Here is a 20,354-nt window from a genome sequence, read left to right as displayed (position 1 = left end):
GATGGGTCTCTGTCCTCTGCACAACGCGTTCTATATGCTGACTCTGTATGCGGATGCACACTTACAGCAGTTTCTTATAAACTGTTCCGGATTCCCGCCGGATTACATTAAATTGACTTTTCTGGTCAAACCACGCCTGGTTATTCTTTTTCAGAAAAGTATAACAGTTTTACACATTTCTGTCAATGTTCATATCTTTTTCGACAATTTTCTTGTATTTTTTTCTACCATTTTGCGCGGCACCATGATCTGGTGTCCGCAGCCCATGCATTTCAGCCGGAAATCTGCTCCTACACGAAGGATCTCCCACTCCTTGCTTCCACATGGATGACCTTTCTTGAGGGTTACAACATCCCCCACTTCATAAACAAGTTCCATGCCCTGTCTGCTCCCTTATCTTACTTTAATCTGAGAAAATACCTGACCGATCGGCTCCTTGATCAGAAGATCTGCATTGCGGTCACGCGGAGTCGATGATTTGTTGATGACCACCAGTGCATCTCCCCGGAAATAATCAATCAGACCTGCCGCAGGATAGACGGCAAGAGAGGTTCCTCCTATGATCAGAACCTGCGCCTCGGAGATCGCACGGACAGAATCCTGTATCGTCTGATTATCCAGTCCTTCTTCATAAAGAACCACATCCGGCTTAATCATTCCGCCGCATTCGCATCTCGGAACTCCCTCACTGTGCTTCACATAATCAAAATCATAAAATTTCCCGCATCTCATACAGTGATTGCGGTATACGCTTCCATGAAGCTCCAGTACACGGCGGCTGCCCGCCATCTGATGAAGATTGTCGATGTTCTGGGTTATCACAGCCTTGAGTTTGCCTGCCTCTTCGAGCTCTGCGAGTTTCAGATGGGCGGCGTTCGGTCTGGCAGTATCACAGAGCATCTTGTCACGGTAGAATTTATAAAATTCATCCGGATGACTCAGGAAAAAGGTATGGTTTAAGATAGTCTCCGGAGGATAATCATATTTCTGATGATATAATCCGTCCTGGGAACGGAAATCAGGAATTCCACTCTCCGTGGACACTCCCGCCCCGCCAAAAAACACAATGTTATCGTGCTGATCGATCAGCTCCTGTAATTTCATGATCTTTTCATCCATGTAAAATCCCCCTTTGCTCTTTTGATTTCTGTCTGCCGCAGGCTGCTCCCTAATGGGCATCCTCAGAAATGTCCCTCTTTCCCTGTACTACGAACCTTGTGGATTCGTTTCCTGTGCAGGTAGACAATGTTACGATCTTGTCTTTGATCGTCAGCTCGCCCGGATCTGTCTGGATTTCTGAATAACCCTTGATCGTTTCCAGATAGCTCTGGAATTCATCGCCCGGTCCCTTGAATAAAGTGTAGGTATCACTGTTGACCCCTGTCGTGTAGGCAGAAATAATCTCATAACGATAATTCTTATCCGGTGTCAGGATCCAGAAATATTTACTCTTATTATAAGTCTCCTGATCCTCTGCAAATTTCTTGAGGTGGCCGAACATGGAACCATTCTTCATATTGTGTCCGTAAACCAGAGTATTGCAGTCGCTGAAATCAGGACTGTTTTCATAATCCACAAAAATAGTTCCTGCAAAATTATAGTTCTTCTCGTATGTCTGGTGCAGGTATGTTTCATTATCCTTGCCCTGCACGATCGGATAGCTGATGCCATCCAGTGCTTCTACATAAATCCAGCCTACTACATCTGAGTTCACGCTCTTAAGTGCTGCAAAATCCACGTCGATCGGGGCCTTTGGCTGTGCATTCGGTCCTGCCACTTCCTGTGAATCCGGTGCACGGTCTGTCACTGCCATCTGTTCAATGTGGTTATATTCATCTGTTCCTTTCTTGTATTCTGTGTAAATATGAAAAAGATTCACGGCTGCATAACAGAAAACTGCTATCGCCACAATAAGAACCAGGGTCTGAAGGATATCTCCTTTTTTCTTCTGCTTGGACTGATTCTCTGTGTTTTTCCCACTCATAATACACTCCTTTCGTCCAGACTTATTTCCTGCATTTTATCAGATTTAACTGTCTGTTCTGTAAAATCTTAGCACAGGACACATTTTACGTCAATGGAACCGGATGTGAATTTATAGTTATTTCATACTTATAAGAATGAGTATCTTGTAGAGAAGAAGTCAGGATGCTATAATTCATTGTATAATTTTTTACAAAGGAGACATCAAAAATGCAGATTACATTTCCTGCTTTTTATAAAGAATTTTCCTGTATCGCAGGAGCCTGTCCGGACACCTGCTGTGCGGGATGGCAGATCATGATCGATGACAGGAGTCTTAAGAAATACCGCCACTTTAAGGGTGCTTTCCGCAACCGGCTCTATAATGATATTGACTGGAAGGAACAGGCTTTTCGCCAGTATGACCATCGATGTGCTTTCTTAAATGAAGAAAATCTCTGCGATATCTACAGCGAAGCTGGTCCTGACATGCTCTGCGATACCTGCCGGAAATATCCCCGCCACATCGAAGAATTCGAGGGACTGCGCGAATATTCCCTCTCTTTATCCTGCCCGGAGGCCGCGAGGATCTTTCTCTCCCGGAAGGAAAAAACTACTTTTGTCACAATAGAAAAAGAAACTCCTGAAGAGACGTATGATGATTTTGACTATCTGCTTTTTACTGCGTTGATGGATACCAGGGACTACCTCATTTCCATCGTTCAGGACAGAAACCTCCCCATGGAACTGCGCCGCCACAAACTGCTTGCCTGTACACATGATTTCCAGCTGGCTCTTGACAAAAATGAGCTGTACCAGTGGGAAGATATCCGCGCACGCCACCAGAGCTCCGGCGTTGGAGATACTTTTCTTGCAAAGATCCAGAAGTGGACAACTTCCAGGACAGATCCTGTCACTTACCGTAAACAGGTCTGGAAGGCTGTCATTCCCGAGATGGAAGTCCTGCGCAAAAGATGGCGGAAATATCTCCACGAAACCTTACTCCCGCTCTACACGGCATGTGACTCCGAAGAAAAATTTACCAGCTGCTGTCAGGAATTTCTCGCAGCCTGCCCGGACTGGACGATCCAGGAAGAACAGCTTCTCGTTTATTGGATCTACACTTACTTCTGCGGAGCCGTCTACGATGACCAGATCTTCGCCAAAATAAAAATGGCAGTCGTCTGCACAGCCATGATCCACGACCTCGCCGTGGGTACTTACCTCGCAAATGACCACCATTTCACCTTTTATGACCTCGTATCCATCTGCTACCGCTTTTCACGAGAGCTCGAACACTCTGATCTCAATCTGAATGAAATGGAACGGCTGATGGATGAGGATGAGATTTTTGCGTTCAGGAACCTTTTGCTGATCTGAAACGCCATGCCCCTGAATCTTCATTTGTCAATTTCTCCCCCGTATGCTACAATGAATTCATTATTAACCTAATCGGAGGTATACAAATGTCAAAGAAAAATCTTATCGTCGGACAGTCCGGCGGACCTACTGCCGTGATCAACAGCAGCCTTCATGGAGTTGTTTCTGAGGGACTTGCCCATTCTGATGAAATCGGACATGTTTACGGCATGGTCAATGGGATCGAAGGATTCCTGGCTGGTCGTGTGCTTGATTTTGAGGAAGCTCTTCCGGGCGAGAAGCTTACGTATCTTACTCACACGCCTGGCGCATATCTTGGTTCCTGCCGTTACAAACTGCCGGAATCTCTCGAAGATCCGGTCTATCCGGAGCTTTTCCGCAAGTTTGAAGAGATGAACATCGGCTGGTTTTTCTATATCGGTGGAAATGATTCCATGGATACTGTCAGCAAGCTTTCCCGCTATGCAGCCAAAATTGGAAGCTCCATCCGTGTGATCGGCGAGCCAAAGACGATCGATAATGACCTGATCCATACCGATCATACACCGGGATTCGGAAGTGCTGCCAAATACGTTGCATCTACTGTCCGTGAGATCACTCTTGATGCCAATGTCTATGAGAAAAAATCCGTGACGATCATCGAGATCATGGGACGTCATGCGGGATGGCTGACTGCTGCCAGTGCCCTTGCACGTAAATATGATGGCGACAACCCGTTATTTATCTATCTTCCGGAGACAGATTTTGACCAGGAAGCTTTTCTGAAAGATCTGGAAAAAGCATTCGAGACAAACTGCAACCTTATCGTCTGTGTTTCTGAGGGAATCCACGACGCTGAGGGAACTTTTATCTGCGAATATGACAGCTCTGTAGGAACCGACACTTTCGGTCACAAGATGCTTGCAGGATGCGGCAAATATCTTGAAAATCTTGTCCGTAGCCGTCTCGGTGTCAAAGCCCGTTCTGTAGAACTGAACGTCAGCCAGCGATGCAGTGCAGCCATGATCTCTGCCACCGACCAGCAGGAAGCTGTTGCTGCAGGTAAGTTTGGCGTGCAGGCTGCCCTTAACGGTGAGACTGGAAAGATGGTTTCCTTCATCCGCGAGGCCGATGCTGATGGTAATTACCAGATGGTCTGTGGACTTGAGGATGTCAATGAGATCTGTAACCAGGAAAAGGTCGTTCCGGCAGAGTGGATCACACCTGACGGTCACGATGTCACCGAAGATTTTGTCCGCTATGCCCGACCGCTGATCCAGGGAAATGTAAATGTTCCTCTTGGTGAGGACGGACTTCCGGCATTTGTATACCGTAAATAATTTTTTCCATAAATAAAAAAGATCCCTTTCCCATCACTGCGGCCGCCAGAAGCGGTTCCAGATAAGAAAGGGATCTTTTTATGTATTCAGGTTTTACTGCTGATCAAACTCTTCGTGATCCTGTTTGATCTTTTCTTTTACTTCTTTTTTGAGTTTTTCTTCTTCCTTGCGCTCTACGCGGCTCTTTGGAAGAATGACGTTCAGCACTACTGCGATCAGTGTTGCCAGAACTACAGGGGATTTACCAAAAATCGTAGTTACCCAGTCCGGGAAGCTTGCAAGTGCTGCGGATGCCTGAGAAACGCCGACACCGATTGCTGCTGCAAGGCCTACGATGGAAGAGTTTCTGTAATCCATCTCTGCGGAAGCTACAAGTTTCATACCTGTCATTGCGATGGAAGCAAATACGGATACGGTCGCACCACCGAGAACACACTGTGGGATCGTTGTCAGAAGTGCGGAGAATTTCGGCACGATACCTGCAACGCCGAGGATGACTGCTGCAAGACCAAGGACGCAGCGGTTGATAACCTTGGTGGTTGTAACGATACCTACGTTCTGGCTGTAGGTTGCTGTCGGAAGTCCGCCGAACAGTGCGCCGATCACGTTGCTGATACCATATGCCATGATACCGTTCTGGAGTTCACGATCCTCCGGCACACGGTCCATTGCTCCGATGGTCGTTGCGGAATAGTCTCCGATTGCCTGTACGGAGTTGATCGCGAACAGAAGTCCGATGGCAACGCAGGCTGAGATCTCAAAGTGGATGCCAAAATGCATGAACTGTGGGAGCTGGAACATCTTCGCCTGACCTACACTTGAGAGATTCACCATGCCAAACGGAATGGATACGATATAACCAACGATGATACCAATCAGAATGGAAGCCAGTTTCAGGATTCCTTTGCCGAAATGGTTCAGTGCAGTTACAACTGCCAGTGTGATGAATGCTACCAGCCAGTTCTGCCCGGAACCGTAATCCGGATTGCTTGTGCCGCCCGCCATGTAGTTGATCGCTGTCGGGTACAGGGACAGACCAATGGTAAATACAACGGTACCTGTGATCAGCGGCGGGAAGAAAACTCTGATCTTCTTGACCAGAATACCCATGATAAATGCTACCACACCACCGACGATCTGCGCGCCCAGGATCGTCGAGATCCCATAGCCTTCTGCGATCGCCTGCATACTTGGAACGTAGGCAAAGCTGACACCCATGATCATCGGGAGTCCGGATCCCAGGGTAAAGCCGCCTTTCTTGCCAAGCGGGAATAACTGGATCAGGGTCGACAGTGCTGAGATGACCAGTGATGCCTGGATCAGAATAACTCGATCCTTGGCGCTTAAGCCGCCTCCTCCTACTGCTCCGGCTACGATGATTGCCGGGGTAACACATCCCACGATCATGGCAACTACATGCTGCAGGGCCAGCGGAATGGCTTCCTGGAATTTTGGAACGCCATTCAGTTCAAAAATACTTCCTCGTTTCATTGTTTCCTCCTGTTTCCGTTCCGCCGCCTCTCCCCTGTTTGTAATTGTCTGCCCTCTTGTGCGCCGGAATCATTTGTTTTTGAGATCATTCGTCCTAACCGCTCCGAATAATCGTCATTGTGCATATATTATAGCAAATTATTATCAAAAAAACAATTAGATTCACTAAATTTTTTTGTATATTCAACAAGATTTTACGTCAAAAGTTCAAACGTATGATACAGATCCACACGTCCATACCCCCAGTTCGGATTTGGGTACTGTATTATATCGTCACGGACTGCGCCGCGGCTTAAGTAGTTTTTGACGCTGTTGCCGGTGAAGTAGGGTTCGTTGCCGCGGATCAGGGCCCATTCGAACAGTAGGGCGGCGATCCCGGCGGTCTGGGCAGCTGCAAGGCTGGTTCCTGTTGCCTGTTCGAAGATCCGGCCGGCTCCGATCGAGGCAGTCAGGATTCCGACACCCGGGGCTGCGAAGTCTGGTTTTACGACATTTTCAGTGTTGTAGCCGCGGCTCGCCTGGACATAAAGACTGTTGTCGCGGTACTGGTATGCGGTTACTGTCATTCCGTCACGGGCATCTCCGGGGGAAGTGATCGTGAATTCCGGAGAGGATTTCAGGAAATAGGTCTCATCGGAGATCAGTCCCCTCGTCGGAAGCCAGATATGAAATCCTCCATTGGCCGGCATCCGTTCCTCCACCAGAAGTTTCCAGATTCCCGGTGCCGGATGCAGAAAACGGAAAAAAACCAGTGTTTTTCCCGTCCTTCGCTCGATCGGTATGTAGTTGACCAGGATCCTCGTTTCCACAAATACAAACGAAAGTTCCTGGGTTCCATATTTGAGGGCGGTGCTCACCGGAAGTCTCTCACCTGTCGGTGACTGGATCACGATATTATAAAAATTAGGAGAGTCACCCCAGAATTCCATCGAAAATCCTCTGGTACTCTCCTGCTCTCCTACTTTGAGTTCTACCGTATCTGTTTTTTCCTGCCGATCCGCCCCACTTAAATAATGATGTCTGGCTGTTCCTTCATTTCCCGCCGCGATCGAAATGGAGTTCTGGCTGAAACTTGCCGTGCTGTTGATAAACTCACTCAAAGGTCCGTCTCCGCGGTGCGCCCCCATATTCGTCCCAAGCCCTATGCAGATAGAAAGCGGCATCTGATTTTCTACCGCGCACTGTAACACATAAGCAATCGCCAGCATGATATCATCTTCCTGAAAAACCTCCGCTTCCCGTGGAAAAAGGTAAAAATCCCGCAGATATTTTTTGGCAGGCTTAAGCTTGACGATCACCAGCTCTGCTTCCGGTGCCGCCCCGGAAAAATTTTCTTCCGGGATCCGATTTCCTGCTGCTGTCGCAGCGAGCCTGGTTCCGTGTCCGTTTCTGTCGATTAAGGGCACAATCTCCAGCGGATTTTCGGCAGCAAGTGCCTCGTTGATCTGCACTCTGGTAAATTCTCTTCCATATGGGATCCGGCCGGAACGCCCTCCCGGAAGGGACTGGTCCCAGATACTCAGAATCTTGCTCTGGTCACCATTACGAAAAGCCGGATGCTGATAGTCGATCCCTGAATCAATGACCGCCACCAATGTTCCGGCTCCTTTTAATCTGAGATATGGATGGTCGTGAAGCCTGAGCACGCCAGATGCACTCAGTGCTCCAAGCTCCATATAAGTGTAACATTTGGGAATAGAAGAATAAGAATAACTGTTAAATTCCAGTGCCGGAACATCCTGCTCCGGGACATAAAGAATCCCGAACAGGTCATTCACAATCTGAAACGTATCATCGGACTGGTAATCAAAATCTCCATGAAGATTCTGGTTATATCGGACGATAAAGTTCTGATACTGCTGATCCTGTGCCGGCACGATAATGCCTTCCTGTATGCGCATAGTCATCGGTCTCCTGCACATATTTCTGTACAGGCTATGCAGACATCAACCTCTTTATTCCTGTTATTTCCATATCTACGTTTTCCTCAAATCTGAATCCAATTTCCACCTGTAAGTCCAGTCTGCTCAGGCATTGCTTTTCTTGCTTCGGAGGATCAATATGATAATTCCCACCGCCCCGGTAAACAGACTAATAAACTGAGAAGTCGACAGCACGCCCACGCTTCCACGGATCAGATCCCCGCGGAAAAATTCCAGGATAAACCTTCCGATACTGTAAAAGATCAGATAGCACGCCGCCACCTGTCCGTCCTTCTTTTTACGGCTGGCAATAAACAAAAGCAGCGCAAAATGTGCAAAATCAAGCACGCTGGAATAAATCTCTGTCGGGATCAGCGGCACATTGTTTGGTGCAAACTCTGACTCATGAAAGGTGATCGCAAAGATACTGTCCGTTTCTTTTCCATAACAGCAGCCTGCAAGCAGACAGCCGATCCGTCCAAATCCCTGTGCCAGCGCAACAGACGGCATCACGAGGTCAAAATATTTCCAGAAATTAACTTTTTTATTCTTGCAGTAGATCCAGCCTGCGAGGATTCCTCCAAGAATCCCGCCATAGACTACAAATCCATCCGACAATGTGTCCAGAATAAATCCCGGATCTGCCATGATGGATTTCCATTCTGTGATCCAGTACAGAAGTTTCGCACAGAGCAGACCGCCCAGAAGCCCCCAGAGGGCAAGGGCGAATACATGGTCACTGCTGAGTCGGAGCTTTTTTGCCCGGAGTTCTGTCACTACCCAGGCTGCGATCACGCCAAGTGCGATCATTGCACCATATCCGTAGACCGTCAAAGGTCCGATCGTCAGGAGTTCATTTTTCATAAATCTATCGCTCCTTTCTCCATAGTTCCAGAAGTTTCCGGTTCGCCAGATCGTTCAGATGATCACCCTCACAGGCATCCGGATCACATTCTCCGCAGACATCCATTCCCAGAATGTCCTGTTTTTCCAAAAGGATCTTTACAAACTCGCACAATTCTTCCAGTGTCATCTCTCCCTGGCTCCAGGTCGTTGAGGCCTCCTCCGGACAGAGTACATCCTTATCAACCGAGAGATACGTCGGAAGTTCTGCTGTCAGCTCCTCAAAAAACGAAACTTTCTCCTCCAGCGTCATCTCTCCCAGCTTCTCCCTCGACAAAAAACGTACTTTTTCCCGAAGGACCGGTTCTGTCTGGTCAAAAGCCTCCTGATCCGGTCCGACCAGGAGCACTTCTTTAAGCAGTGGAAGTTCCTCAAGGGACGCCGCCACCCATCCTCCACAGGAAAGCAATCCTCCAAATGCCGGCGGCTGCATATCGGTATGGTTGTCAAAAACGACCAGTCTGAATGGTGTGTTCAGTTTCTCAAGCCAGATACGGCTCATATAGTGATAATTGCCGGAATCAATGAAATGGATCCCATCTGCATCAAATTCCTCCAGCTTTTGCCGCAAAGTCTCCATTGCATCTCCATCGCAGTAGCAGTTGCTTCCCGGAAGCTCCTGTACCTCCACCCAGGAAATATTTCTCTGTATTTCTCCGGTCTGCCAGAACTGCTGCTGTTTGTAGATTCCTGAAAAATTCATAATGATGATATCTTCTTTTTTTGTCATAGAGCTATCTTACCACGAAGAGAAATATCCCGCAACCTCTGCGTGACAGGAACCCTGCTGAACAGCTTTTCAGAACACAAAAGACCTGGAAAAGATTCCGAAAAATCCTCTCCAGGTCTCTCTCTTTACAAATTACTCAAGCTGAATAAATCTCAGGCTTTGTTAACAGAACCAAACAGTTCCATTTTTTCTTTAACAGTAGCCTTGATTGCTTCGAATCCAGGAGCAAGAAGTTTACGTGGGTCATATCCTTTGCCCTGCTCATCCTTGCCTTCTTCGATGTATTTACGTGTAGCTGCAGCAAATGCAAGCTGGCACTCTGTATTTACGTTGATCTTGGATACGCCAAGGTCGATAGCTTTCTTGATCATATCAGCCGGGATTCCTGTACCACCGTGAAGTACGAGCGGCATATCTCCTGTCAGCTGCTGGATAGCGTCCAGAGTCTCAAAGCTCAGGCCTTTCCAGTTTGCCGGATATTTACCATGGATGTTACCAATACCTGCTGCAAGGAAGTCGATACCAAGATCAGCGATCATCTTGCATTCCTTAGGATCTGCACATTCACCCATACCTACAACACCGTCTTCTTCACCGCCGATGGAACCAACTTCTGCTTCCAGGGACATTCCGTGATCTGCAACGATCTTAACCAGTTCTTTTGTTTTTGCTACGTTCTCTTCAATCGGATAATGGGAACCATCAAACATGATAGATGTGAATCCGGCTTCAACACATTTCAGGCATCCTTCGTAGCTGCCGTGGTCAAGGTGAAGTGCAACCGGAACAGTGATGTTCAGTTCTTCCAGCATTCCTTTCACCATACCAACAACTGTCTTGTAGCCTGTCATATACTTTCCTGCGCCTTCGGATACACCGAGGATAACCGGAGAGTTGAGTTCCTGTGCTGTAAGCAGGATTGCTTTTGTCCACTCAAGGTTGTTAATGTTGAACTGACCAACTGCATAGTGACCAGCTTTTGCTTTTTTCAACATTTCTGAAGCGTTTACTAACATGATAAATTCCTCCTAATCTTATCGGAAGTTGGTCTTACCACTTCCAATTTATATGTCTAGTTTAACAGATTCCTCTCGTTTCGTCCAGTCTATTTGGACAAATTCCTGAGTTAATCTGACAAAATAATGACGATCACCTGCTGACCGGCTCATGAACCGGTGCTTCTGTGGTAATCCCGGGTGAGTTTCTGAAGTGTTTCGTCTATATTTTCGTAGTCTGTCGGGATTTCCGGTTTCTTTCCGAATTCTGCAAGTTTCTCCTTGATCTCCCTTAAGACTTCCTTCTCGACACCAAGCCTCCTTACCAGATTCTGATATTCTTCTGATGTCTTTGTGACACCAAACGCCAGAAGATATGCGATCAGTGCATCCTTACTCCTGCTGCCCTCATACGCCCTGCGGAAACATTCGACCGCTTTTTCCATCTGGAACAGGTAGCTGTAGGCACATCCCAGATTGTGGAAGATATCCTCCGTAAATCCTTCCCTGACCTCTTCCAGTGTTTCTTCTTCCAGAAGTTTCTGATAAACCTGGATCGCATGGACATACATGCCATTCTCTACCAGTGCATCGCCTTTTCGCTTTTCTCTCAGAAAAGGAGCTTCTTCTGCAAGCTTCTGGATCTGCATGTTCAGGCTCTTCATTTCTTCATAAGTGAGATAATTGATCTCCTTGAACACCGGATACAGAAACTCCTCGATACTGTAATTTCTCTCAAAAAGAGGGCGGAGCTTCGCCGCCAGTTTCGGAAGTTCCAGTTCCTCCTGCAGCCATCTGCACAGATTTTCATTCAGGATGGTCTCATCTACAAGATAAAGATTATGATAAAAATAGTAGCAAAGTTCCTCCAGGGAATAAACATTTGTGCTGATATTCTCGATATAATACGGAATCTTCGCTTTTTTTGTCTGGCATAAAATATATCCGCTCATGCTATCCCCTCCTTACCATCTGGTTGTTTCTTTCCATACTTTGCCGCTTGACGGGAACATCTCACCGAACCCCAGATCCGTTACCATGATCTCGCATTCATCCTGAGAAATATACTGCAGTTTCACATCAAGGCGGGTAGTCTTATTTGGACGCTTCGGAAGCCCCGGAAGACGCATGCCGATGTATTTCTTCTCACTTTCTCCCATCGCAGATGCGACAAATATCAGCTCATCCGTTCCGTCAAGGATCAGTTCACACTCTGCCCTGCATTCATACCAGTTTCTTCCTGCCTCAATCAGTGGATAATATGCCTGCGCTCCCATAACACGCATGTCCATCCCCACATCTTTAAGGACAAGGGAACTGCTCAGATAGCGGTAATCCCGAAGTTTTCGTGTAAGGAAGCGTTCTGCTCCTGCTGCACAGGCTCCTTTTGCAAAAAGGTTATTGCCATAGAACACTTTACGCTTCTGATAGCAGAGCAGCTTGACGGATTTCTGCGCCCATTCCTGGTCAAATCCCTCACCATCGATCTGTATACTGGAATACAATTCCGATCCCAGTGTATTCTTGGCAAATGTATAGAAATCTGCGTCTCTCTGCTCATTATCGCTGTCATTCAGATCAGTTTCCACCGGATCTTCCAGTTTCACCAGAATCGGTTTCGCATTAGAATTCATGACCATCTTGCGGAAGGTCACATGATTTTTGTCGAAACTGTACCAGCCGACACTTCTGTTCCAGGTCTCCGTTTTCTGGGTCATGATATAATAATAGAAGCTTTCTTCATGATCCATGATGATAAAGCTGGTATTCTGGATCTCCAGTTCTTCTCCTGCTTTCTGAAGGTTTTCTACCTGGATATCGTCCAGCGATTCCATTGTCACAGTCAGACAGCGGATGTTTCTGTTGATATCAGCAACTCCGGTAAGCTTCAGCATTCCATTCAGGAAATATGCAAGGATCTCCCAGGGCTGTTTCTCCTCGCCTGCTACCTGGACCGGTTTACGGCTTTTGGAGATACCATAGATATCTTCTACCAGAAAACCGCCTTTTTCTCTTGCAAAATATTCTGCCTCGATGCCAATGCAGTAGTCTTTCTGCTCTACTCTCCTGCACAGGCAGGTCGGCACCTCATACTGACTGCTGCCCACCTTTACCGGAAGCGAACGTGGTTCTTCTGCTTTTCGGTCATAATAACAAAGCTGTGAAGAATCCTTACCCAGATCGATCCCGATCATCAAATCTCTTGTTTCGTTCATTTTCCGTTTTCCTTATCTATTGTAAACATTTCTTTGACATACTGTTCCTGGCGGAGATAACTCTTGAGTCCGTCCTTTACTTCTTTCTTCTTGTCCAGTCTCCGGTCAGAAAGCATCTGGTTGAGAAGCTGGTATTTGCTTCCGGAGATCCCCTCGATTTTTTTCATGTTAAGGACGCGCTCCGCTGTTGTTCTGGTACTCCGCTCTCTGTCGATCTGGAAATAGTAATGAAGATTTTCACCATAAAACAGAGTAAAAGTCCTGCCAAAAATCCCCTCGTAAATTTCTCTTAAAGGCTCACACTTGTATTCCAGTTCTTTTCCAAGGCCGGTATCCAGCGCATAGAACAAAGTAACCCTTGCCCCCGGATGCGCATGACACTCTACAAATGTCTTGTCATCCAACTGATATGGACTCAAAAGTTCCGGTGAAAGTCTTCGGAAAAATCCAAAAACAAGGTTGTCCCTCGCACATTCCTCCAGGATCTTCTGCTCCATTCCTACATATTCCGGCTTCGGATCTTTTTCCCTGGAAATTTCCTGCAGAAGTGCCAGTCTGCATACCTGGTTCAGCGGCCATCCATTCATATAAGCATACTCCAGTCTGCTCCGTATAAATGGGCTCATGGTATATTCCTTAACAAAAACGCCATAGGCTACCTGTGTCAGATAAGCCCCGATCAGACGCTCCCTGCCTGACTGGTTCACATAGGACTCGAGCACTGCCTCTCCTTCTTTGCGGTAATCCGCGGTGAAGATCAAAAGTTCCAGGATCCTTTCCTCCAGATCATACGTATCCATCTCAAAACCACGGGCACTTTTCCAGATGGAGATCAGTTCTCCGACCGGTCCGAAGCGATACAGCATCAGGTAATGCAGGATCACCTCGTCATATTTGCCCTCACGGTATACCTCGGATGCCAGTGCCAGGAGTTCATCGTCCTCTGCCATATCGCTCTTGAGGATCATCCTGCTGGTGAGTTTGAGGAGACTTCCAAGTTCGATCCCTTCATAGCCAAACTCCTCGACAATACTCATTGCCTGGCGGAACATCCTGCGGGAGATTAAAACTTCCAGAAGCACTTTGCGGTCTGCTTTGATATATTTGCGATAGTCCAGTCTGCTCAGATAGCTGTCCAGATCTGCTCCGTTCACATGACCTGCATAAAAATCCAGGATCTGTTTTCTCACAGAATTCCTGTATTCCTCAGTACATTCTTCTGCTTCTGCCAGTTTCTGGAAATATTCCAGATTTTCTCCATTCAGTTCATGACTCTCACAGTAATGCAGAAGGACACCTGTATCATCCACACCGCACTTCAGGATCCTCTCCAGCGCATCACATTCATTCATCAGTTTTTTGATATTATAATGTACCGTGGATGCATAGCAGCGCTGTTTGTCGTCGCGAAACAAAAGAACAGCATCTTCTGTATAGATCCGTGGATATGCAACACCCTGCACACATGGATAAACCTCCTGCGTGGCAAGCTGACTGTGGCAGACGATCACTTCCCGGATCTTTCGGTCATCACAGTAAAGACGATTGGTAAAAAGTTTCCCTGAAATCTTGTCAGCATCTTCTTTTTGCTTTGGTCCAAGAAGAAATTCCTGATAAAGTACAGCGTAATTCTCATCGATCTGTCCGTCTGCTGCCTTGCGCTGTGCAAAACGCTCCATGGTTTCCTTATAGTTTCCATAAGTCTGCGGGTCATTATCCTTATATGTGATCACACTCGCATAGACATACGCTTTTCTTGAATCTCCCAGAGAATTATCATTATAGGCAAAATACATCAGAAGCGGTTTCGGAAGCTGTCTGCGATAGGAAATATCCATTGTTTCCATATAATATTCGTAAAGTCTCGTGATACGCAGCCCCCTCTGTACTGCAAGGGAAAACCATCGGAAATATGCAGGTTTACGCGGATCTCCCTTCATCACATATTTGCAGATTGCTTCCAGCACATCGTCGGACGGAAATTTCTCATATCCTGCCGCCAGTGCCTTGTACAGACATCCATAAAATTTCTTTTCATAACCGGAAAGATAAGCAAGGCGCATCACCAGTTCTTCCGTGAGGAAACCTTTCCTTCCGGCATAATGGAACACCTGCATCCAGAAAGGGGAAAGTCTGTGCAGATTGGAAATATCCTTACTGATCCAGTTCCATGCTTCCAGATAGAGGATCGGGCTGGTACAGCCTTTCTCATACAGCTCTTCCATCATAAAGAGTGCCATGGATGGTGATTTCTGATAAGTCGGATCTAACTGGAGAAGGATCCAGAGAAGCTGGAAGCTGTCAGATTTCTGACGGAAAAAGTTCTGTAGTTTCTGGACCGCCTGCCCTTTGTCTCTGTAAAGGCCTACCAGCGTACACAGATAAAGGAAAACTCCTGCTTCTTCCAGTTCATCACGGGTAAATTCTTTACTCTGATAGTTCTTGAGAATTTCTTTCGCAAGTGCCTGGTTATCCTCCAGGTAAGCAAGATAGGCTTCAAACAGCCGGTATTCCGGATACTCATTTCCTGATTCGTGAAGTCTCTCCAGAGTTCTGTGTGACTTCTCCGCCCAGGTCCTGAAATCTGTTTTTTCTTCGCAGTAATCAATATAATCACGAACCAGACTTGCTTTGCGGCGTTTTTCTTCTGTATTAAGATCAATACGGATGCGCGCTCCTCTGGAAGCAGTCACATGGTAGACAAGTTCCTGATACGGACTCTTCACGATGATCTCGCCGAGCTGGTTTCCTTTTTTGAGTTTTTCTGTACGGACCACATAATTGATACGGCAGCTGCTTCCGATAAAATCTTCCTCTGTGATCACATGTCTCTCCGGCTCCAGGAAATCTGCGGTAGACTCAATTTCAAGCCGGAGATGCCCCCACCCTGTCTTGTGGATGTCAAAAGATTCCTGGATCGGCTCACGGAGTCCATAAAACTCATTCGCTGTTGTCTTGAGGGAAACCGATACCGGTTCCTTCTCTCCAAGACCGATCAGAAATTCTTCAAGATTCTGATATGTAACAGGAGCTGCTGAAAGTCCTGCATATAAAGCTTTCTGTTTCTCGTCTGCATTCTCCATCACTGCTGCAAAAGATGGATCCTTGAAAAGATGATATGCTCCTCTGAAATCTTCTTTTGCAATTTTTTTGAATGCTTCAATATCCTTGATCTCTTCCAGAAAATTCTGCTCTTCGCCCTGCTTCGCTTCAATTGAGAATGGGATCTTGTACTCTCCAACACTGGAAGTTACACACAGCCATCCTGTGCATACTTCTCCCGGCTGCATCCCGGTTCCGTCAGCTCCGTATGGAATGCACACGGTCGTTCCTGAGAAACGGCTGTTTCCTGGCACAAGCCTGCGGTTGGATGAAGTTATATATCCTTTGATCTTGTCATTATCTTCGGTTCCAAGATACAGTTCTCCCCGCGCCGTCTTCCCCGCTTCCAGAGTGACAGACAGCTTTTCCTTCGAAAAAAGGAGCTGCGGCTGATCGTATTTGAATTTTCCGCTGAGTAATTGTTCAATCTGTTTTTTCAATATGGTTCACCTGATTTATCCCTAAAAATTGTATTTTTGGCTCACATACTCGGTATTATACACTACATCAGTTTGTTGCGCAAGAAAAGACAGATGTTCTTATCTGTCCTTACCTGTCCAGTACTTCCTGACGCAGTGATATGGATGCGGTTGCCCCGGGGCGGGAAACTGCGACCGCGGATACTTTTGCCGCCGCAAAAAATCTGTCGGTCCTTAGAAGCCTGTGTCTCTCCCGGAATCAGAATGCTTTCTACCTGATATACATAATCGATGTTCAAAGAACCAAAATTTAATACTTTCATAAGTTTTGCACGCCCCACATGTTATTTATTTTTGTACCATTATAGCATATCTGCGGCTAAAGCTTCTATATTCTTTTTGTGGGAAAAGCACGCAGAACCTGTCTCAGACATAAACTATAAGGAACACCCCTTTCGAGGTGGATATTTGAAGACTTTTTCGAAACCTTTGACTTCCGCTCAGGAAAAAATATATCTTCACCGCTGTCAGGAGGGGGATCTGGATGCAAAAAACATTCTTATCGAACGAAATCTCCGCCTGGTCGCCCACATTGCAAAAAAATATCAGAACTCCGGGGAAGACCTCGAAGATCTGATCTCTATAGGAACTATTGGACTTATCAAAGCAATTTCCACATTCGACCATACACGCTGCGCAAGGCTTTCCACCTATGCTGCGCGCTGTATTGATAATGAACTTCTGATGATGTTCCGCTCCAAGAAAAAACATTCCAGGGAAATTTCGCTGCATGAACCGATCGGGACGGATAAAGAAGGAAATGAGATCAGCCTGCTCGACATTATCGAAAGCCCGCCGGTAGATATTGTAGAGGAGTATTCTACAAGAGAGGATATCAGGTTTTTGCTTTCTGTTTTGAAAGATACGCTTTCTGAGAAAGAGTATCAGGTTATTTGTTTAAGGTATGGGTTGTTTGGGATTGAGGAGCAGACGCAGAGGGAGATTGCCACACAGCTCGGGATCAGCCGGTCGTATGTGTCTAGAATTGAGAAGAATGCGTTGGAGAAGCTAAAGAAATTGTTCAACTACAGATAATAACACAAAGCTCATTCACAGCCGCTCAGATAAACGAAGCACAAAACAACATTCATAACAGATTTCCACATCGGAAAATATGCTAACTTCCAGTTCCGATGCATCGACGCATAATTCAGAACATAGAATAAGCCCACAGCATTTGCCATGGGCTTACTCTACAGTTTGAAAGCTTCAAAATCTCCTATGCTTCAGATCTTCTCAAGAGATCATATTTCTCAATTTCAACTCCAAGATCCACCGCGAGTTTCTGTTGCGGATGCGGTGCGCTCTCGACGGAATTTCCATCTTCATCATAGATCGCCTTCACCGTAGCTTCGATATTTCTGCCATCTGGTTTCATGATCTCGATGGTCTCACCTACAGTAAATTTATTTCTCTGGGTGATATGTGCGAAGCCGTTTTCATCAACTTCCTCTGCATATCCAAGATAAGTATATTCCTTAACATAGGTATTATTATCATAGATCTGCGTATTCTCATCTGGCTTGCCGTAGAAGAATCCTGTCGTAAACTGACGGTAGGTGCAGTTTGAGATCTGCTCCTGATACCAGGACATGTTTGCCTTGTATTTCTCCGGTGATTCCAGATAATCGTCAATCGCCTTGCGGTAGGTTCTTGCAACAGTCGCTACGTAGAGAGCTGTCTTCATGCGGCCCTCGATCTTGAGGCTGTCGATACCGCTGTTCAGGACATCATCCATGTGTTCTACCATGCACAGATCCTTTGAGTTAAAGATGTAGGTTCCTCTCTCGTTCTCAAAGACTGGCATGTACTCGCCTGGGCGTTTCTCCTCAACGATGGAATATTTCCAGCGGCATGGATGTGTACAGGCTCCCTGGTTGGCATCTCTTCCTACCAGATAGTTGCTGAGCAGGCAGCGTCCGGAATAGGAAATGCACATGGCACCGTGAACAAAAGTTTCAATCTCCATGTCATCCGGGATATTTGCACGGATCTCCTGGATCTCCTTGAGGGAAAGCTCACGCGCTGTTACAACACGCTTCGCTCCAAGGCGGTACCAGAATCTGTAGGTTTCATAGTTTGTATTGTTTGCCTGTGTACTGATATGGCACTCGATCTCCGGGCAGATCTCACGCGCATAGGTAAAGATTCCCGGGTCTGCGATGATAAGTGCATCCGGTTTTAATTCCTTGAGTTCCTGAAGATATTCTCTGACTCCCGGAAGGTCTCCATTGTGTGCAAGAATATTCACTGTGACATAAACTTTCACTCCATGCTCATGGGCAAAAGCGATCCCCTCTGCCATATCTTCATGGGAAAAGTTCTTGGCTTTGGCGCGGAGACCGAAGGCTTCACCGCCGATATATACTGCATCTGCGCCGAAGATGACTGCGATCTTGAGGACCTCAAGGCTGCTCGCCGGCACCAGTAATTCAATTTTTCTCATAATTTCCTCTTTCCTGTTTTACACTAAGTGAAATCCCGTCCCCCAGCGGCACGATGCTGGTAAGAAGCTGTGGATGGTGTTTCAGTTCATAGAGATATTCCCGCATCCTTTTGTAGATCGTGCGGTTTCTACGCTCTACCAGATAATGGGATTCGATCAGTTCGCCCTCCTGAAGCACGTTATCCGACAGAAGGATCCCTCCCGGTGCAAGCAGACGTACCACATCTGGAAGCCAGTGAATATACTGTCCCTTGGCTGCGTCCATAAAAATCAGGTCATATCGTCCCAAAAGTGTCGGAAGGATCTCACCTGCATCTCCTGTCAGAAAAGTGATCCTGTGTTCCTTTCCGGCTTTGCGGAAATTTTCTCTTGCGATGGGAATTCTCTTTTCATAGTTTTCTATCGTTGTGATATGCATATCCGGCTGTCCGTACTCACACATAAGAAGTGTGGAGAAGCCAACGGCTGTCCCCACCTCCAAAACCTGCATCGGCCGTTTGACCGCAAGCAGTACCTTCATGAAACTCTGCATTTCTTTACGTATGATCGGAACTTCATTCTCCAGGGCAAAACGTTCCAGTTCTTCAAGAAATGGTGTATTGCCCGTATCGAGAGAATTGATATATGCACGCATTCTCTCCTCTACGATCACGAAGTAACTCCCTCCTGCTCTGCATCCCCTGCCAGGATTCCCATGATCCTGTTCGGTGTATAGGCAGTGCTGAGAAGGTAGGTTCCCGGTCTCATCTTGCCACTGTAGTTAGACAGTTTCTCCTGGACCACAAACACCAGCGCATTATCGATCAGGCCCTTGCTCTTGAGAGTCTTCGCAATGTCATAACTGGTCGCATCTTCCTTGATGACAACCGTTACTTCCTGCCCTTCTCCTGGGCTCATCGCATGCTGGTTAAAAATGTCATAGCCGAACTGATATGTGACCTTACCGATCCAGATGATCAGAACTGCCACGCAGACATACAGTGCGATCTTAAAAAATCCTCCTGCCACTGCTACGCCGGCCGCCCCCATCCGGTCTCTCGTGTCTCCCATATTGGTTCTCCTTTCTTAGATCCGGGGAATATTCATCTCTATGCCGTCTGTCAGTGTCCTGCAGATTTTCTGCATCATCCTGCACAGAGCAAGCTCTGCATCCAGATAGGCATTTACTTCCGGAAAGCTGCGGAGTTCCTCGGATTCTCTGGCAAGCTGTTCTGCTTTTGCCAGGATATTCTCCGGATCTCCCTCATTCTGAAGTTTGAAGTTCTCAGCACGAAAATGCTGTACTCTCTGCGCCAGTTCCGGATTTTTGTTCAGAATTGCTTCCTGTTTCTTGAAATCTTTGTATACCTGGCACTTCTGGATCGAATTCAGAAGCGCATGAATATTCCTGTTTACTGTTTCCATCTGTA

18 protein-coding genes and 1 pseudogene are annotated in these 20,354 nt (G+C 46.7%); 3 read left to right on the top strand and 16 right to left on the bottom strand.

Translation table 11 applies throughout. From position 1 onward, the window contains the following. Positions 1-189 precede the first annotated feature (189 nt). From WMO75_RS02640 to srtB, 3 genes are read right to left on the bottom strand one after another with little or no spacing between them, the layout of a single operon-like run. On the bottom strand, positions 190-378 hold the full coding sequence (locus tag WMO75_RS02640) for a DUF951 domain-containing protein (RefSeq protein WP_022214649.1): 189 nt from the start codon (positions 376-378) through the stop codon (positions 190-192). Positions 379-393: 15 nt separating this feature from the next. Next, positions 394-1,119, bottom strand: a complete 726-nt coding sequence (locus WMO75_RS02635; protein WP_349077549.1) for an NAD-dependent protein deacylase — start codon at positions 1,117-1,119, stop codon at positions 394-396. A 49-nt stretch (positions 1,120-1,168) separates the two neighbouring features. Beyond that, the gene (srtB, locus tag WMO75_RS02630; RefSeq protein ID WP_349077548.1) at positions 1,169-1,984 is read right to left on the bottom strand and encodes a class B sortase; all 816 of its coding nucleotides are present in this window, start codon (positions 1,982-1,984) and stop codon (positions 1,169-1,171) included. A gap of 209 nt (positions 1,985-2,193) precedes the next feature. On the opposite strand from srtB, the gene fliB reads away from it, so the two are divergent. Continuing rightward, positions 2,194-3,342 (top strand): flagellin lysine-N-methylase, encoded by a 1,149-nt coding sequence (fliB, locus tag WMO75_RS02625; protein ID WP_349077547.1) that lies wholly within the window; start codon positions 2,194-2,196, stop codon positions 3,340-3,342. 86 nt (positions 3,343-3,428) lie between these two features. After that, entirely contained in the window at positions 3,429-4,661 is a 1,233-nt protein-coding gene (locus tag WMO75_RS02620; RefSeq protein WP_349077546.1) for a 6-phosphofructokinase, read from the top strand. 93 nt (positions 4,662-4,754) lie between these two features. Here the strand turns inward: WMO75_RS02620 and WMO75_RS02615 are convergent, their stop codons facing one another. From WMO75_RS02615 to WMO75_RS02575, 9 genes and pseudogenes are all read right to left on the bottom strand, one after another. Next, the gene (locus tag WMO75_RS02615; RefSeq protein WP_118698135.1) at positions 4,755-6,152 is read right to left on the bottom strand and encodes a uracil-xanthine permease family protein; all 1,398 of its coding nucleotides are present in this window, start codon (positions 6,150-6,152) and stop codon (positions 4,755-4,757) included. Positions 6,153-6,346: 194 nt separating this feature from the next. Continuing rightward, positions 6,347-8,053 carry a S8 family peptidase gene (locus WMO75_RS02610; RefSeq protein WP_243111531.1) on the bottom strand — a complete coding sequence of 569 codons (1,707 nt, stop codon included), beginning with the start codon at positions 8,051-8,053 and terminating at the stop codon, positions 6,347-6,349. A gap of 126 nt (positions 8,054-8,179) precedes the next feature. Continuing rightward, the gene (locus tag WMO75_RS02605) at positions 8,180-8,938 is read right to left on the bottom strand and encodes a prolipoprotein diacylglyceryl transferase (protein ID WP_302700479.1); all 759 of its coding nucleotides are present in this window, start codon (positions 8,936-8,938) and stop codon (positions 8,180-8,182) included. 4 nt (positions 8,939-8,942) lie between these two features. Further along, complete coding sequence (locus WMO75_RS02600; RefSeq protein WP_349077545.1) at positions 8,943-9,707, bottom strand: arginase family protein; 765 nt, start codon at positions 9,705-9,707, stop codon at positions 8,943-8,945. Between the two features lie 152 nt (positions 9,708-9,859). Next, entirely contained in the window at positions 9,860-10,723 is an 864-nt protein-coding gene (fba, locus tag WMO75_RS02595) for a class II fructose-1,6-bisphosphate aldolase (RefSeq protein ID WP_022213508.1), read from the bottom strand. Positions 10,724-10,872: 149 nt separating this feature from the next. After that, complete coding sequence (locus tag WMO75_RS02590; RefSeq protein WP_118698132.1) at positions 10,873-11,655, bottom strand: hypothetical protein; 783 nt, start codon at positions 11,653-11,655, stop codon at positions 10,873-10,875. Positions 11,656-11,667: 12 nt separating this feature from the next. Next, positions 11,668-12,918 carry a DUF5716 family protein gene (locus WMO75_RS02585; protein WP_291582074.1) on the bottom strand — a complete coding sequence of 417 codons (1,251 nt, stop codon included), beginning with the start codon at positions 12,916-12,918 and terminating at the stop codon, positions 11,668-11,670. Continuing rightward, on the bottom strand, positions 12,915-16,460 hold the full coding sequence (locus WMO75_RS02580; RefSeq protein WP_291582076.1) for a DUF5717 family protein: 3,546 nt from the start codon (positions 16,458-16,460) through the stop codon (positions 12,915-12,917). Before WMO75_RS02580 ends, WMO75_RS02585 begins: the two co-directional genes overlap by 4 nt. A 179-nt stretch (positions 16,461-16,639) precedes the next feature. Then, a pseudogene (locus WMO75_RS02575) lies at positions 16,640-16,762 on the bottom strand (ribokinase); the annotation flags it as partial. Between the two features lie 145 nt (positions 16,763-16,907). Between WMO75_RS02575 and sigK the strand changes: the two are divergent. Further along, positions 16,908-17,534, top strand: a complete 627-nt coding sequence (gene sigK, locus WMO75_RS02570) for an RNA polymerase sporulation sigma factor SigK (protein WP_118698130.1) — start codon at positions 16,908-16,910, stop codon at positions 17,532-17,534. A gap of 184 nt (positions 17,535-17,718) precedes the next feature. Here sigK and WMO75_RS02565 read toward each other — a convergent pair whose 3' ends face one another. From WMO75_RS02565 to WMO75_RS02550, 4 genes are read right to left on the bottom strand one after another with little or no spacing between them, the layout of a single operon-like run. Continuing rightward, positions 17,719-18,945, bottom strand: coding sequence for a peptidase U32 family protein (locus WMO75_RS02565; RefSeq protein WP_118251550.1), 1,227 nt, complete (start codon positions 18,943-18,945; stop codon positions 17,719-17,721). Beyond that, on the bottom strand, positions 18,932-19,597 hold the full coding sequence (locus WMO75_RS02560; protein WP_022213525.1) for an O-methyltransferase: 666 nt from the start codon (positions 19,595-19,597) through the stop codon (positions 18,932-18,934). The genes WMO75_RS02565 and WMO75_RS02560 overlap by 14 nt, the downstream gene beginning before the upstream one ends. Continuing rightward, on the bottom strand, positions 19,594-19,995 hold the full coding sequence (locus WMO75_RS02555) for an MltG/YceG/YrrL family protein (protein WP_022213526.1): 402 nt from the start codon (positions 19,993-19,995) through the stop codon (positions 19,594-19,596). The genes WMO75_RS02560 and WMO75_RS02555 overlap by 4 nt, the downstream gene beginning before the upstream one ends. 15 nt (positions 19,996-20,010) lie before the next feature. Then, positions 20,011-20,349, bottom strand: a complete 339-nt coding sequence (locus tag WMO75_RS02550) for a YlbF/YmcA family competence regulator (protein WP_022213527.1) — start codon at positions 20,347-20,349, stop codon at positions 20,011-20,013. Positions 20,350-20,354 lie beyond the last annotated feature (5 nt).

It is taken from the genome of Blautia intestinihominis, from assembly GCF_040096655.1.
Taxonomy (GTDB): Bacteria; Bacillota; Clostridia; order Lachnospirales; family Lachnospiraceae; genus Blautia_A; species Blautia_A intestinihominis.
This window is presented reverse-complemented; position numbering and strand designations above follow the sequence as displayed.

Bases quoted from the DNA above. Each gene is read 5' to 3' on its own strand.
- WMO75_RS02640 (WP_022214649.1), bottom strand. From the start codon at position 378: ATGGAACTTGTTTATGAAGTGGGGGATGTTGTAACCCTCAAGAAAGGT.
- WMO75_RS02635 (WP_349077549.1), bottom strand. From the start codon at position 1,119: ATGGATGAAAAGATCATGAAATTACAGGAGCTGATCGATCAGCACGAT.
- srtB (WP_349077548.1), bottom strand. From the start codon at position 1,984: ATGAGTGGGAAAAACACAGAGAATCAGTCCAAGCAGAAGAAAAAAGGA.
- fliB (WP_349077547.1), top strand. From the start codon at position 2,194: ATGCAGATTACATTTCCTGCTTTTTATAAAGAATTTTCCTGTATCGCA.
- WMO75_RS02620 (WP_349077546.1), top strand. From the start codon at position 3,429: ATGTCAAAGAAAAATCTTATCGTCGGACAGTCCGGCGGACCTACTGCC.
- WMO75_RS02615 (WP_118698135.1), bottom strand. From the start codon at position 6,152: ATGAAACGAGGAAGTATTTTTGAACTGAATGGCGTTCCAAAATTCCAG.
- WMO75_RS02610 (WP_243111531.1), bottom strand. From the start codon at position 8,053: ATGCGCATACAGGAAGGCATTATCGTGCCGGCACAGGATCAGCAGTAT.
- WMO75_RS02605 (WP_302700479.1), bottom strand. From the start codon at position 8,938: ATGAAAAATGAACTCCTGACGATCGGACCTTTGACGGTCTACGGATAT.
- WMO75_RS02600 (WP_349077545.1), bottom strand. From the start codon at position 9,707: ATGACAAAAAAAGAAGATATCATCATTATGAATTTTTCAGGAATCTAC.
- fba (WP_022213508.1), bottom strand. From the start codon at position 10,723: ATGTTAGTAAACGCTTCAGAAATGTTGAAAAAAGCAAAAGCTGGTCAC.
- WMO75_RS02590 (WP_118698132.1), bottom strand. From the start codon at position 11,655: ATGAGCGGATATATTTTATGCCAGACAAAAAAAGCGAAGATTCCGTAT.
- WMO75_RS02585 (WP_291582074.1), bottom strand. From the start codon at position 12,918: ATGAACGAAACAAGAGATTTGATGATCGGGATCGATCTGGGTAAGGAT.
- WMO75_RS02565 (WP_118251550.1), bottom strand. From the start codon at position 18,945: ATGAGAAAAATTGAATTACTGGTGCCGGCGAGCAGCCTTGAGGTCCTC.
- WMO75_RS02555 (WP_022213526.1), bottom strand. From the start codon at position 19,995: ATGGGAGACACGAGAGACCGGATGGGGGCGGCCGGCGTAGCAGTGGCA.
- WMO75_RS02550 (WP_022213527.1), bottom strand. From the start codon at position 20,349: ATGGAAACAGTAAACAGGAATATTCATGCGCTTCTGAATTCGATCCAG.